14 protein-coding genes are annotated in these 13,692 nt (G+C 64.7%); 6 read left to right on the plus strand and 8 right to left on the minus strand.

Annotated elements, in window-relative coordinates; translation table 11 throughout:
• The first annotated feature begins 324 nt into the window (after nucleotides 1-324).
• The 3 genes from WDO72_11890 to WDO72_11900 all read left to right on the plus strand — a co-directional run bounded on the left by WDO72_11890 (nucleotide 325) and on the right by WDO72_11900 (nucleotide 2,444).
• The gene (locus WDO72_11890; protein ID MEJ0086380.1) at nucleotides 325-993 is read left to right on the plus strand and encodes a PIN domain-containing protein; all 669 of its coding nucleotides are present in this window, start codon (nucleotides 325-327) and stop codon (nucleotides 991-993) included.
• A gap of 192 nt (nucleotides 994-1,185) precedes the next feature.
• On the plus strand, nucleotides 1,186-1,908 hold the full coding sequence (locus tag WDO72_11895; GenBank protein ID MEJ0086381.1) for a DUF481 domain-containing protein: 723 nt from the start codon (nucleotides 1,186-1,188) through the stop codon (nucleotides 1,906-1,908).
• Nucleotides 1,905-2,444 carry a hypothetical protein gene (locus tag WDO72_11900; protein MEJ0086382.1) on the plus strand — a complete coding sequence of 180 codons (540 nt, stop codon included), beginning with the start codon at nucleotides 1,905-1,907 and terminating at the stop codon, nucleotides 2,442-2,444. Before WDO72_11895 ends, WDO72_11900 begins: the two co-directional genes overlap by 4 nt.
• Nucleotides 2,445-2,456: 12 nt before the next feature.
• Here WDO72_11900 and WDO72_11905 read toward each other — a convergent pair whose 3' ends face one another.
• Nucleotides 2,457-2,921 (minus strand): cupin domain-containing protein, encoded by a 465-nt coding sequence (locus tag WDO72_11905; protein MEJ0086383.1) that lies wholly within the window; start codon nucleotides 2,919-2,921, stop codon nucleotides 2,457-2,459.
• A gap of 114 nt (nucleotides 2,922-3,035) precedes the next feature.
• On the opposite strand from WDO72_11905, the gene WDO72_11910 reads away from it, so the two are divergent.
• Entirely contained in the window at nucleotides 3,036-3,437 is a 402-nt protein-coding gene (locus WDO72_11910) for a hypothetical protein (GenBank protein ID MEJ0086384.1), read from the plus strand.
• A 101-nt stretch (nucleotides 3,438-3,538) separates the two neighbouring features.
• Here WDO72_11910 and WDO72_11915 read toward each other — a convergent pair whose 3' ends face one another.
• The 6 genes from WDO72_11915 to WDO72_11940 all read right to left on the minus strand — a co-directional run bounded on the left by WDO72_11915 (nucleotide 3,539) and on the right by WDO72_11940 (nucleotide 9,953).
• Nucleotides 3,539-4,138 carry a hypothetical protein gene (locus WDO72_11915; GenBank protein ID MEJ0086385.1) on the minus strand — a complete coding sequence of 200 codons (600 nt, stop codon included), beginning with the start codon at nucleotides 4,136-4,138 and terminating at the stop codon, nucleotides 3,539-3,541.
• Nucleotides 4,139-4,230: 92 nt separating this feature from the next.
• Nucleotides 4,231-4,608 (minus strand): DoxX family protein, encoded by a 378-nt coding sequence (locus WDO72_11920; GenBank protein MEJ0086386.1) that lies wholly within the window; start codon nucleotides 4,606-4,608, stop codon nucleotides 4,231-4,233.
• Nucleotides 4,609-4,656: 48 nt separating this feature from the next.
• Nucleotides 4,657-5,358, minus strand: coding sequence for a helix-turn-helix domain-containing protein (locus WDO72_11925; protein ID MEJ0086387.1), 702 nt, complete (start codon nucleotides 5,356-5,358; stop codon nucleotides 4,657-4,659).
• Between the two features lie 161 nt (nucleotides 5,359-5,519).
• On the minus strand, nucleotides 5,520-6,134 hold the full coding sequence (locus WDO72_11930; protein MEJ0086388.1) for an ORF6N domain-containing protein: 615 nt from the start codon (nucleotides 6,132-6,134) through the stop codon (nucleotides 5,520-5,522).
• Between the two features lie 229 nt (nucleotides 6,135-6,363).
• Nucleotides 6,364-9,372, minus strand: a complete 3,009-nt coding sequence (locus WDO72_11935; protein MEJ0086389.1) for a serine/threonine-protein kinase — start codon at nucleotides 9,370-9,372, stop codon at nucleotides 6,364-6,366.
• Nucleotides 9,369-9,953: an ECF-type sigma factor gene (locus WDO72_11940; GenBank protein MEJ0086390.1), complete on the minus strand. Its 585-nt coding sequence runs from the start codon at nucleotides 9,951-9,953 to the stop codon at nucleotides 9,369-9,371. The genes WDO72_11935 and WDO72_11940 overlap by 4 nt, the downstream gene beginning before the upstream one ends.
• A 204-nt stretch (nucleotides 9,954-10,157) precedes the next feature.
• On the opposite strand from WDO72_11940, the gene WDO72_11945 reads away from it, so the two are divergent.
• Nucleotides 10,158-12,191 (plus strand): filamentous hemagglutinin N-terminal domain-containing protein, encoded by a 2,034-nt coding sequence (locus tag WDO72_11945; GenBank protein ID MEJ0086391.1) that lies wholly within the window; start codon nucleotides 10,158-10,160, stop codon nucleotides 12,189-12,191.
• Between the two features lie 3 nt (nucleotides 12,192-12,194).
• On the opposite strand, the gene WDO72_11950 is transcribed toward WDO72_11945, so the two are convergent.
• Nucleotides 12,195-12,452, minus strand: coding sequence for a hypothetical protein (locus WDO72_11950; GenBank protein MEJ0086392.1), 258 nt, complete (start codon nucleotides 12,450-12,452; stop codon nucleotides 12,195-12,197).
• Nucleotides 12,453-12,591: 139 nt separating this feature from the next.
• Between WDO72_11950 and WDO72_11955 the strand changes: the two genes are divergently transcribed.
• Nucleotides 12,592-13,692: a hypothetical protein gene (locus WDO72_11955; GenBank protein MEJ0086393.1), complete on the plus strand. Its 1,101-nt coding sequence runs from the start codon at nucleotides 12,592-12,594 to the stop codon at nucleotides 13,690-13,692.

The following is a 13,692-nucleotide window of genomic DNA, read 5'->3' on the forward strand; positions in this document are numbered from 1 at the left end:
CGCCTCGAGCAGGAAACCGGTAGACATACAGAACCCAGGTCTCCGGGACATGCCAGGAATAAACATCAATTTCCCCCTGAAAATTGCCGAATATGCGTCTGCGCCTTTCCAGACGCTTAAAATGACACCGGTGACATGGTGCGTGGGAATCCGGGGCGAAGCAAGCACTAGTTCGCGCGGCCTGCAATGGGTGGAACCGGGCACACATTCTTCCCGCCAGGCCCGCCGATCTTTTACATTTGCTGGCCGGCGCTGCCGCGCCGCTGCGTGGTCACGAAAGGCGAACACGGCGCAGAATGCCCCCCGAGACCCCAGGAGCCGCCGATGACCACTAACTACGTGCTGGTCGATTTCGAGAACGTCCAGCCCGACACGCTGGCATCACTCGCCGAAGGGCAATTCAAGGTAAAGGTGTTCGTCGGCGCCGCGCAGGCGAAGGGACGTATCTCGTTCGAGTTGTCGCATTCCATGCAGATGCTGGGTGCGAACGCCGAGTACGTGAAGATCGCGCGCAGCGGGCCGAACGCCGTCGACATGCACATCGCGTATTTCGTCGGGAAGATCCTCGAACGCGAGCGTGACGCGGTGATCCACATCATTTCGAAGGACACCGATTTCGATCCGCTGCTCGAATACCTGCGCGCCGCCGGCGTGGCGTGCAAACGCTCCAAGACCATTGCCGAGGTCGTGAAACTCGCGCAGACCGCGGTGCGTGCCCGCCCGGCGCAGAAGCCGCAGCGTGCGCCGGCCACACCGCACGTGCCGCCGCCGCGCAAAGCGCATGCGGAAAAACTCGCACCCATCATCAAGCAGCTGCATTCGCTCTCTGGCAAACCGGGCACCCGCAAGAAGCTCGGGCAAACCATCGGCAATTACTTCAAGCAACACGGCGGGGAGCTGCCGGAGAAGACCATCGAGCACCTGATCGACGAGCTGATCCGGCTCAAGTACGTGACGCAGACCGGACCGAACGTGAGTTATCACCTGGTCTGAACGACGGCCTGCTCCGATCGGATTGCGCAGTGCAATGCGGCGAAATATTCGCCCGCGGCCGGGAACCCCGTAGGACGTTTCCGAATCTACGTTGTCAAGCTGCTGCGGAGTAGCGCAGGCCGCTACACTCCGCGCCTAACAACAAGCAAACGAAAGGAAGCGCCTGTGCAGTTGAAATTCCGGGGATTCGCAGTGTTCATTCTGGCGTTCATCGCCGCGCCGGCGGCGCAGGCGCAGTGGACCGGCAAGGCCGAGCTCGGCTTTCTGTCTTCGAGCGGCAACAGCGAGTCGACCTCCGCGAATACCAAGTTCGATCTGACACACGAGGGCGCGAAGTGGCGTAACAACTTTTTCGTCGGCGCGTTGTACGGCGAAAACGCGGAATTCTCCACCGCCGAACGTTATGAGGCGCGTTACCAGGCGGACTGGAAAATCACCGATCGCGCGAGCTGGTTCGGCGGCATCCGCGGCGAGCAGGATCGCTTCAGCGGTTTCGCCTACCAGGCGACGGTGTCGAGCGGTGCGAGTTACCAGTTCATCGACAGCCCGACCACGAAGCTCAGCGCTTCGCTCGGTGCCGGTCTGCGCCGTTCCAAGGGCGAGACGCTGGTGAAAACCGACGCGGGCGAAGTCATCGACCGCAGCGAAGGCGATGCCGACGACGAGCCCGTCGCCACGTTCAGCTCCAATTACGAAAATGCTTTCACCGCCACGACGAAGCTCACCAACAAATTGCTGGCGGAATCGGGTTCCGACAATACGGCGGTGCAGAACGATCTCGCGGTGCAGGTGTCGATGACGGATGCGCTGGCGCTCGCGGTCGGTTATGCGATTCGATACAACTCGAACCCGCCGCCGCTCGCGGAAAGCACGGATACCCTGGTCACGATAAATCTGGTCTACAACATCAAATGAACAACTACATGAAGGCGGCGTGGTCCGCGGGCATGGTGCTGGTGTTCGCCGCGGGCGCCGCGTGGCCGCAGGCGGGCAGCACCGCCAGCGTCACCGTGAAGACCGGCCCCGAAGCGGGCAAGTACGATGCGTCGCCGTCGGATGCCTGCGTGTTGGTGGCGTTCGGCACGAAGCCGCTCGGTCTGTCGGCGGTGTTTTCCGGCGTGGATTCATCGCTGTCCGTCGACATGCCGAACATCGACGAGAAACATGCGAACGAGATTCAGATCGTGCTGGTGATCTCGCATCTGAAAGCCGCGGGCGGTACGAAGAACGGCGTCGCGAGCCTCACGTACGAAATCGATACGCGGCCGGATTCGGTGCTGGATGCATCGAAGCGCGCCGAGCGGGCCAACAAGGGAATGACCGGCAAGGCGACGACGATGCTCATGGAACGCGGCAACACCGTGCTGCTCAGTTTCAGCGGCGAGACCGCCGGCGGCGTGAAACTCGAGGGTGAGGTGAACTGCCGCAAGGTCGAGTCCGAACCGAAGTAGTGGGGACGCGCCTCACTGGCTGGCAGGCGAGGCGGCGTCCGCCGCCGCCTTCCACTTGAATACGAAGAACCGCATCGGCTGGTCGCCCGAGTTGCGGATGCCGTGCAGATCGCCCGGCTTCGAATACATCAGGTCGCCGGCCTGCAAGGGCACGTCCTTGCCATTGAGCGACCACGTGCCCGAGCCTTCGATCACGTACTGGAATTCCTCGTCCGCGTGTTGATGCGGCGGCTGCAGTTGTTTGCCCGGCAGAAACTCCAGCTCCGCGGTCAACACGCTCGACGTGCCTGAAGTCGGCTGGCCGTCTTCGGTGTAGATCGATATCCACCCCCACGACCCGGTGGATCTGCGCGCGTCCGCGGCCTTCCAGATATGGCTCTCGAGCGGCGGCTTTGCGGGTTTCTGTGCCCACAGGGTTCCGGCGTAAAACGAAGCGAGCATCAGCGCGGCCGCGCCCAGCCAAGGTCGAAGTCTCATCGGGGACCCTTCTTTTCTGCGGGAATTTTTCACAGAACCAGAAATTGTCAAACTGGCGCGTGGATTTTGCCGCGCCGCACGAGACTAGTCTCCTCGCACAGGGAGGATTTACTCATGCGAGTAGTGCGTTCATTGGATGAATTGCTGACGCTGCCCCACGACCGGCACGTCAATGGATATCGCGGCCGCGTGCCACTGATGCTCGACATCCCCGAGTTGTCGCGCCCCATGCTGATGCGCGCGCAGGATGCGCTCAACAGCCTGCAGGAACGTGGTGGCAGCCTGGCGGGCGCCGCGGTCATGTTCATCGCGATGCTCGCGGGCGTGAGCAAGGTGCTGCACGAGAATGCATCGTTGCTGGGATGGCAGCCGATCGCCGAGCTTGCCTTGGTGCTCGCGCTGTCGTTCGCCCTCGGCTTCGCGGCGAAGTGGGCGGCGCTCCTGTTCACGCGCTGGCAGTTCGCGCATCGCTGCCGCGTGCAGCACGATCTCCTGGCGATGCTGCTGCCGCGCTGACGGAGAAGGGGACGGGAAAAGGGGACAGATCTATTTTTGATGAAGGTGCGCGAGCGCGGCAGGCCGGTCGGGCAAAAATAGATCTGTCCCCTTTTCCTCGATCAGGCCTTCTTGATCTTGAGCTTCTCGATGACTTCCGCGCCCATGCCCTGGACGGTCTTCGCCTTGCTCGCCGCTTCGATCTCGTTGCCCGCCTTGTAATCCTTCGTGGCTTCGGCCCACGTGGACTTCATCGACTCGAGTACCGACTTCGAACCTTCGAACTCATCCTTGCTGATGCCGAACGGCAGACGCTTCGACTTGTCGAGCGTGTCGACCCGCGCCTGAATGGTGTCCACCATCTTCGGCACTTCGTCCTTGAGATTCGCCCATTCCGTCTTGGCGACTTTGGTCGCCGCGGCAATCTGCGCCTTGCCGGCGTTGACCGCGTCCTTCAGCGAATCCACCGCCTTCTGCAGCTGCGGCGTTCCGGCGAGCACGTTTTCGTACTCCTTCTTGTCGAGGCTCTCCTTGAGCCGGTCGTACTGCGCTTCGACGCCCTTGAGGCCGTCCGGCGCGTATTTCGCCGCTTCGCTCCTCACGTCCTTGAGCGAGGCTTCGATCTGCTCCAGCGCCTTGCTCGCCGGGGCCTTTTGTTGGGCACAGCCGGCCGCCAGCAGCGTGGTCGCCGCGATCGCCAGCATGATGTTTGGTATACGCATGATTAACTCCTTACAAGCAACCTTGTTAGGTTACGTGCGCGGAAGCTAACAGCGGTGTAGGACGAATGGAAGGATGATCGTAGGGTGCCCGCTCAAAAGGGCAGCAAAACCCGCAGGCGCGCGTCGCGCAGGATCAGGCCGCCCCACATCAACACGCCCACGTACACGCCAAACAAGACGTGTGAGAACAGCGGATTGCCCAGCCGCAGGTGCGTCGCCACGGCTCCGCCGAGAAAGGCCGTGACCAGGATGGCGCCGAGAAAACTCGTGCGCGGATAGACGTAGAGCAGTGTGCAAATCAGCAAAATGGCGCCGAGCTTGCGGGCCATATCCAAGCCCGGGAAGCCGATTTGCGCGCCCGCATCGAGCACCGGCTGGATCGCCGCGAGTTTGGCGCCCGCGTCGGCGAGCAGGAACAACACCACCAGCGCGCTCATCGCGAAACCCGTCCACCACATTTTTCCTCGCATGGTTCTGCACCTTTCGTCAGGGAGCTGGATGTTAGGAGGCGGGCGGACTCAGGTCTTGTACAGATACGACAGCTGCCGTTCCCCGCGCGCGATCCGCGCCGGAGTGAGGCCGATGAGTTTGCGCAGCGAACGCGTGAGATGCGCCTGGTCGAAGTAGCCCGCGTCGTGCGCGACTTCTCCCGGCGATGCGCCCGCGCGTAATAGTTGGGTGGCACGGCGGGCTCGCTCGATCTGCCGGTGCGCCGCGTGACTCATGCCCGTCGCATTGAGGAAGTGGCGCTGGGCGCTGCGGATATTGAGCGCGGTGCGGTCGCCGGCGAGCGCCGCCGACACCGCCGCGTCGCGCGCTAGCAGGCCGCGGCGCACGAGCCGGTTCACGAAGACATCGGCATTGTCGAAGCCGGGGATTTCCCAGGCATCGCCCGCGAGCCGAAAGCGCTTGCGAAACGCCGGCGGCAGGCTCACGTCATTGCCGTTCAGCAGTCGCCACACGGGTAGTTCGGGCATGAACGCGCCCGCCTTGAAGCGGATAGCGAACCATTCCCCGTCTGGCGGGCAATACACCTCGCGGGGTTGGGTCTCCGGGCCGTGAATAGTCACGGTCGTGGCGCCAGCGAGACGCGTAACCACCAACTCCCAGTGGCTGGATGCCACCGCAAGAAACTTGCCGCCGCTTTCGCTGTGGCAGGTCCAGACCCGCTCGATGAACGGAGAGTCCGAAGTCCGCTCGGCGTCGAAGTGGATGAACACGCGCCGAGCTTGCCGCAACCAGTGGAATGAGAAAAGGGGACATGCCGAATTTCTGAGTAATTCGGAATGTCCCCTTTAAAACAGTGGATGCGATTCTCTTCCGGATGGAGCAGCGGGGGACTCGCCAGCGCGATATCGCGCCGGACGAGTGCTGCGCACGCTCACCGTCTTGCCTTCCGCCGAGCCGACGGATCTCCGCCTTCAACGTCTGCCGTGAAACCGATCGGCCGCGCGCGCCCCTTTGCGGGCACTTCGACGATCTGTCGGATCGACTCCACCAGATCAGAGATCACGACGTCATGCGCCTCGACTCGCGTCGATAGATCTTCGATGAATGCCATCAGCCGTTCGCTAACTACCGCTGCCCGCCGCAGGCGCACGAACGCTCGCATGATCTCGATGTTGACGCGGATAGCGGTGTCGCTGCGCAAAACGCTGGAGAGCATGGCGACGCCTTGTTCGGTAAAGGCCATCACCTGATATCGCCTCCCACCGCGCCCCTCGGGAATGTTTGAGGTCACAAACTGTGACCTCAAACGCATAAGTTCTTGACGAGTAAGGGAAAAAACAAAATCTGACGGGAAGCGTTTTCGATTTCTACGCACCGCCTGAAGCAATGCTTTCACGGTCACGCCATAGAGCGTCGCCAGGTCCGTATCCAGCATGATGGATGAGCCGCGTACCCGATGAATTCGCGCATCAATGTCGACGGGTGCCGCAACACTTTCCAGCGACGGCTCTTCTTTCGCCACACCGACGGTAATCGCGCCATCCATGGCTCATACCCACTCTTATATATCGTCCTTACAGTTTCCCTCGACCCTGGACATCCGCACAGCCGCAAATCCGCTGCGTTCATCCTGAAACTCATCCCCAACTCGAACGGGAACCGCATTCGAGCCGGCTAACTAAACACCCTTAGCGGACGCCGGACATAGCGCCCTCGTTCAAGAATATGAGAAGCGCCCTTCACTCCGGACAGCAGCCGGTCCGAAAGTCGCGGTGCTAGTTAGCCGGAAGGCGTGCGCGCAGCTGTGCCAGCGGTTGCGCGAACCAGGGCAGCGCCGCCGCACTCCGCACGCCTTCGGCCCGCGCCAACGCGCCGCGCGCCCGCGCGGGGTCACCGGCCTGCAGGAAGTACTCCGCCATCATGCCCTGCAGCTGCGCGACCCACGGGCTCGCCGGATCGTCGTACTTCGTGCGCAGCGCCAATGCCGCGTCCAGGTCCTTGCGCGCAGCCGGAAGATCGCCAGCCGCCTGCTCGAGGCGCCCGAGCGCCGTGTGCAGCTGGATCGCCTCGTCGACGCTCAACGCGCCCCCGCTGCGCACGGTCTTGATCAGCGGCTGCGATTCGAGCCGCGTCAGCGTCTGGCGTGCGAGCGGCGCCGTCGGCAGCTGCTGCGTATAAGAGAACAACGTCTCCGGCAGCGCATCGCTCGCGTTCTCGCCCAGCTTCAGCACCAGGTCGAGCGCCTGTTGCGGATACTGCGCGCCGGCAGCATCGTGCCTGGCATGCGCGAGCTCACCTTCGCGCAGCAGCAGCCGCACGTCGCGCGTCGTGCCCGTATCGGAGGTGCCTTTGAATCCTGCCGCGGCTGCATTCAGATAACCGGCAGCTTCGTCGAGGCGGTTCAGCAGGATCAATATCTGCGCCTGTTCGACGCCAGTGATCAGGATCTGCCGCAGGTTCGCCGGGTCCTTGGCATACGGTGAGCTCAGCGTTGCATCGTGCAGCGAGCGCGCCGTTTCGAGCTGGCCCATCGCGAGCGTCGCGCGCGCGCGGTGCAGCCGGAAGTACGAGACGACGCGATCGTCCGGACCTCGGCTCGCCACCAGGCTCGTGATGGCGGTGTTCATGCGCTGATCCGCTTCGGCCCGTTTGCCTTCGGCCGCGAGGATCAACCCGAGATTGATGTTCGTCATCGAGACGTTCGCGTGCTCCGGGCCGTACAAGGCCTGGTAGGTCGTGGCTGCGGCACGCACGTATTTCTCGGCCTCCGCGTAGCGATGCACGTGGCGCAGCATGTCGCCGAAGTTGTCGTAACCGAACGCGGCTAGATAGGTGCCGGCACCGAAGTTCTGCTCGGCCGCCTTGATGGCATCGACGTAATAAGGCTCGGCACCCGCATAGTCGCCGGCGCTTTCGAGCGTCCGCGCCAGGTAGAAACCCGCGCGCGACAGATCGGCACTGTGGGCGCCGGCTGCCTTGAGCGACTTCAGCGCGAGTTCGAGGTGCTCGCGCGGCACCTTGCTTTCGGGCGGATCGATCTGGTTGTGCACATTGCCTAACAGGATATGAGTGCGCGCAAACACGGCCGAGTTGGCGGAATTCGCTGGACCCAGCGCCGTCAGCACGTTGTCCGCCACCGCGGTCGCCTGCGTGAAATCTCCCTTGCGTACCAGCACTTCGGCCTTGGCCTCGAGCGCCTCGGCGTACCGCAGGTCGCGTTCTCCATAGAGCCGGCGCGCGACCCCGACGGCTTCGTCCGCGGCCTTGAGCCCGGCGTCGAGCAGATCGAGCGAATCGTTGAGCGACGCCATGAGGATCAGCAGATCGAGCCGCACCTGCGAATCCGCGCTGTGTTCGGCGAACAGCTTGCGGGTTCCGAGGTCGAGCATCTGCTTCGCGGTCGCATCCGCGGGCGACAACCCCTGCGGCGTGTTTTCGGCCACAGACTCGAACAGGCCGATGACGAACTCCTTGCTGGCCTTCTGGTTCGCGCTTTCGAGCTGCGCGATGCGCCGCTGCCACAGCGCGGTGCTCAAGCCCACGGCGAGCGCCAGTGTGACCGCGACGGCCGAACCCACCACGAGTTTGTGTCGCAGCACGAATCGGCGCGCGCCTTCCCACCAGCTCTCGGGCCGCGCGTTGATCGCGCGCCCGTCGAGGTACTGCTGGATGTCGACGGTCAGCGCGTCCGCCGTGCGATACCGCTCGTTCAATGCGGCGCGCATGGCGGTCAACACGATGGTGTCGAGATCGCCGCGCAGCGCGCGCGCCAGCTTGTTAGGCGAGGCTGCGCGCGCGGCCGCCTTGGTTTCATCGCCCACGGCCTGGCTCGGCCGGCGTATGTCGGCCGCGAGAATGGCTTCCTCCAGCGCCGCGGCGGAACCGCGCGCCAGCTTGTAAGGACGCTCGCCGGTCAGCAGCTCGTACAGGATGACGCCGAGAGAATAGACATCGGACGCGGTCGTGAGCGGCGCGCCCGCGATCTGCTCGGGCGAGGCGTAGTCGGGCGTGAGCGCGCGGCCACCGAACTGCGTCAACGCGGTGTCGGCGGTGCTGCCTTCCACCGTGAGTTTCGCGATGCCGAAGTCGAGCACCACCGCGGCGCCCGCCGCCGTCACCAGGATGTTCGCCGGCTTCAGATCGCGATGGATGACCAGGTGGCTGTGCGCGTGCTGGATCGCCTGCAATACCTGGATGAAGAGACGGATACGCTCGCGCACCCCGAGCTGCTTCTCATCGCAGTACACATTGATCGGCACACCTTCGATGTATTCGAGCGCCAGATACGGCTGGCCGCCGGCCGTGACGCCGGCATCGTAGAGCCGTGCGATGTTCGGATGCGCGAGGCTTTCGAGGATGTCGCGCTCGCGCCCCATACGCGCGGCGAACTCCGCGTGCAACATGCCGGGGTGCGGTAGTTTGAGCGCGACGGTGCGGCGCGTGAGCCCTTCGGTGCGCCGCGCCAGCCACACGGCGCCCATGCCGCCGCGGCCGAGTTCGCGCATGAGCTCGTACGGGCCGACGCGCGCGCCCGCGGCCAGTGTGACGGCATCCGCCACGCTGACCGCGCCCGCGATCGCCGCATGCACCTGGCGGCTCACGTCGCTCAGCGTGTGGGAGTTGTTGCCCGGGGGGATGGTCAGCAGATTGCGCAGCGCCGGTTTCAGCGTGTCGTTCGCGGCCGGCAGGTTCTCGATCCAGGTCGCGCGCTCTTCCGGCGGTAGTTCGAGCGCCGCATCGATGAGCCGCGAGAGTTCGGCAATCTCGGCGGCGTCGCGTTTCAAAGCAGCGCGTCTAACAACAGCAGCCTGGCTTTTTCGAGATCGCGGCGCACGGTGCGATCCGTGACGCCCAGCACTTCGGCGATCTGGTCGTTGTCGAGCGCCGCAAAGTAACGCATCTCGATCACGCTCACCAGGCGCTGGTCGACCTGCGCGAGCTCTTCGAGGAATTCGTGCATGCGCAGGATCTCGTCGGCCGGCGAGGCGACTGCGTCGAGCACGTCCGAATTCAGCGTGACGTGTAATTCCGCGCCGCCGGCGCGCTCCGTGCGGCTGTGGCGCACGAAGTCCACGACCACGGAGCGCATGACGTGCGCGGCGTAGGCGAGAAAGTGTTTGCGATTCTCGACGTTGACGCGGCCGGCTTTCACCAGCCGTAGATAGGATTCGTGCACCAGCGAGGTGGTATCGAGCATCTGCACGTTGTTCAAGCTGCGCACGCGCTGGTGCGCGAGGCTGCGCAACTCCGGGTAGAGCATTCCGTAGAGCTGGCCGATCGCGGTCTTGTCGCCCTGGCCCGCCGCCTCGAGCATGCCGGTTACGCTGCCTGACTCGTCCGCCGTCATCACCCTGACATTCCCCATGACGTTGTTCTCTCGAGTGGCCTCAGTATGAAGGCCTCCAGACGATACGGGCGGCATTTTGAACGGGCACTGAACCGAAACGCGAGAAAAGCCCGCTGGCCCGGAACGGGCGCTGTCCAAACCACGGCGGCCACCGCGTATGCATATATAAGAGTCGCGCCGTCTGGCGGCGGGACCGCCATTCCGTTGTTTGGGGAGCCGTCCATGAGTTCATTGAAATTGGCATTGCCCGGCCTGTTGTTTGCGGCCTGCGCCAACGCCGGGCCCGCGGACGGTGTGGTTCGCGGCGGAACCGCCACGATCTCGCAGACGGCGAACACCACCACCGTCACCCAGACCTCGAACCGCGCGGTGATCGACTGGCGCACGTTCAACATCGCACCGGCGGAGACGGTGAATTTCCTGCAGCCGAACGCGCAAGCGGCGGTGCTCAATCGCGTGACCGGTGGCCAGTTCTCCTCGCTGCAGGGCACGCTGACCGCGAACGGCCAGGTGTTCCTGGTGAATCCGAATGGCGTGCTGATCGGCAACGGCGCCACGATCAACGTGGGCTCGTTCTTTGTCAGCACGGCTAACATCTCGACCGCGGCGTTCATGCGCGATCCGGTGGCCGCGGCGGGAAGGTACGCTTTCGATGAGCTCGCGCCGGGCGCGGGTACGGCCAGCATCGTGAATGCCGGCAACATCACCGTGGCCGAAGGCGGCATGGTCGCGCTGGTCGCGCCGGGCGTGAAGAACTCCGGCGTCATCACGGCGCGGCTCGGCACGATCGAGCTCGCGTCGGCTACGCACTTCACGCTGGACTTGTTTGGCGACGATCTGATCCGGCTCGCGCTCGGGGATTCCGTTGCTGGCGCTCTGATGGACAACACCGGCAGCGCGCTCACCGCGCAGATCGGCGCGGGCGGGCAATTGACGGCCGACGGCGGACGCATCGTGTTGCTGTCCGTGCCGGCGGCGGTGGGCGTGGTCAACGATGCGATCAATCTATCCGGTGTCCTGCGTGCGCAAAGCGTGGGCCTGAACCAGCGCGGCGAGATCTCGCTGCTGGCCAACCAGGGCGCCATCACGATCGGAGGCGGCATCGATGCGTCTTCCGCCGTGGCGGGCGTGCAGGGCGGAGACGTGTCCGTCATCGGCAGCACCCTGCATCTGACGAATACCGCCCGGATCAACGCCTCGGGCCTCGGCGGCGGCGGCATGGTCGTGCTCGGCGGCAAAGACTCGGGCTCGTTCGGCAGCGGTACGGCGGCGACAACCACCGGCCAAACTACCGTCGATCTCGGCGCGCTCGTCAGCGCCTGCGGCACGGCCGCGTGCGCGCAGGACGGCACAGGCGGCGCGGGCGACGGCGGCACCATTCGTTTGTATTCCACGCTGGCGACCACGTTGAACGGCGAGATCAATGTCTCCTCCGGCGCGGTGAATCGCGCCGGCATCATGGAAGTCGTCAGCGACAGCGGTGTGACGTCGATGGGTTCGCAGGCGCGCATGATCGGCATCACGGGCGAGGCGCAGCTCGCGGGTTTCGCCGCCATCATCGGCAACACACTCGAGCTCGCGCCGACCAGCCTCGTGAGCATGCGAGACGCCGTGGGCAATCTGCCGGACGGCAGCCCGCGCCTGATCTGGGATTCGAACCCCGGCGCCACGACGCGCAATTTCGTCAACGATCCGGATCTCGTCACGCGGCAGACGGATCAGCCCGTGCTCATCCACGCGTACACCAACAATGGCGTGTCCGACTACACGAATCATTTGCCGACCATCGATGCGGCGGGCGTCGAAACGCCGGTGGGCACACTGCGACCCAATGGCGGCGCGCCGTCGAGCTTCGCGTCGAGCGCCAGCGATACGCTGGCCGCGATCCCGGTGAGCTTCCCGCCGCCGTCGACCGGTGGTCCCGGAACCGGTCCCGACAATCTCAACAACCAGGTGGCGAACACGGCCAATGGTTTGACGCGCGATGCGGCGGACACCACGGACGCCATCGTCAAGGCGGGACGCAACGACGTGGGGGGCGATACGCCCATGCTGCTGGTGGTGGGCGGGCCTGGTGTAGCGCAGGTCGCGGATCTTGGCCGCTCCGGTCCCGTCGCCGGTGCCAGCCCCGACGTCTTCGGCGCCAACTACTCCGTGCTCGCACCCGCCGGCGGCGCGGACGATACGCAGATCGCGGATTACCTGTGCCTGACGCCGTTCGCCGCGAATGCCTGCCGGCCGAAGCCCGCTAACTAGTCGCTAGTTGTCGCAGACCAGGTCGCGCAGCGCCCGCACTCCGCGGGCGCTGCTGCGCAGGCTCACTTCAAGATCCGCCAACCTGCGGTTCGAAGTCGCCTGGTCGAAACTCAGCATGCGCGTCAGCGCCGCTCGCTCACCGGCATGCTCGCCGGATAGCTCCGCCAGCCAGCGCAGGCGCGCCAGCTCGTCGAGCTCCAGCGCCTCATCGAGCAGGCGCGAGAGAACCGCGTACTGGGCGGCGCTGCGTTTCAAGGTCATAACAAACATACGCCGCACGGGGACGCTCGCGGACAGCGCGGCACACAAATAGAGCCGGTGAACAAGACGCATGAAGGATGTCCACGCGCGCCGCCAACTTCGTATTCATGGATAGGGCAGTTGTGTTTGGAGGGCTTCGATGAAAACGACCACACGTTGCGTGGTTCTGAGTCTCGCGTTGATCGGCACCTGCGCCGCGCAGACGCCTTATCCGCAGACCGGCTATCCGCAGCAGCCCTACCAGCAGTTTCAGCAGCAGCCCGCGGGCCAGAGCCCGATGCGCGCGATGTTCGCCTCGAGTGTCGCGCAGATGGCGCAGGCCACGGGCAGCGCGGCCATCGTGGCCGTGGCCGACGGCCTGACCGGCGCGCTCAAGACCTGGTTCGACAACAAACGCGTGAAGAAGGGCGCGAATGGCGCGCTCGGCAACAACTATTACCCGGCGCCGGTGGCCGCGCCGATCCCCGGCACACCGATGACACCGCAGAGTTATCCCGCGGGGACCGCGCCCGACGGCGGCAGCTATCCGCAGCCCGGCGATCCGAATGCCTACCCGGCCAGCGCCCCATACGATCCGAATGCGAGTTATCCGCCGACGGATGCCTATCCACCGGCGGACGCCTATCCGCCGACGAATACCTATCCACCAGCCGGCGGCGGTTACCAGGCGCCGGCCGCCGCGCCGCCGTCGCAGCTCTACGCCGGCATCGCCTACGAGATCCACTTGCTGCAGCCGGATGGCAGCACGCTGCCCGTCGATCCCGCCAGCTACAACTTTCGCACCGGCGACCAGTTCCGCGTGTACTACCGGCCGTCGCTGCCCGGACGCGTCGACGTGTTCAACATCAACGCGCTCGGCCAGAACTCGCAGATCGATTCGAGCGTGGTCGCGGCCGGCCAGCTCGCGAGCCTCGGCCCGTACCAGTTCACCGACAGCCAGGGCGAGGAAACGCTGATCCTCAAGCTATCGGCCTGCGTCACACCGCAGACGTACGCGATCACGCGCACCATCGTCAAAGCACAGGGCGCGCCGAACCAGGTGGCTAACAACCCGATGGGATTCGACGATTGCAACAATACGGCGACGCGCGGCCTCAAGAAAACGCCGAAGACGCGCGATATCCGCAAGGTGTCGGTCGAAGGCGGCACCGCGTTCGCGCTCGATCCGATTTCTCCCGCCGAGCTCGGTTCGGGCGACATGTCGCCGCGGCAGGTCACCATCACGCTGCATCACCGCTGA

It is taken from the genome of Pseudomonadota bacterium, assembly GCA_037200975.1.
Lineage (GTDB): Bacteria > Pseudomonadota > Gammaproteobacteria > Steroidobacterales > Steroidobacteraceae > CADEED01.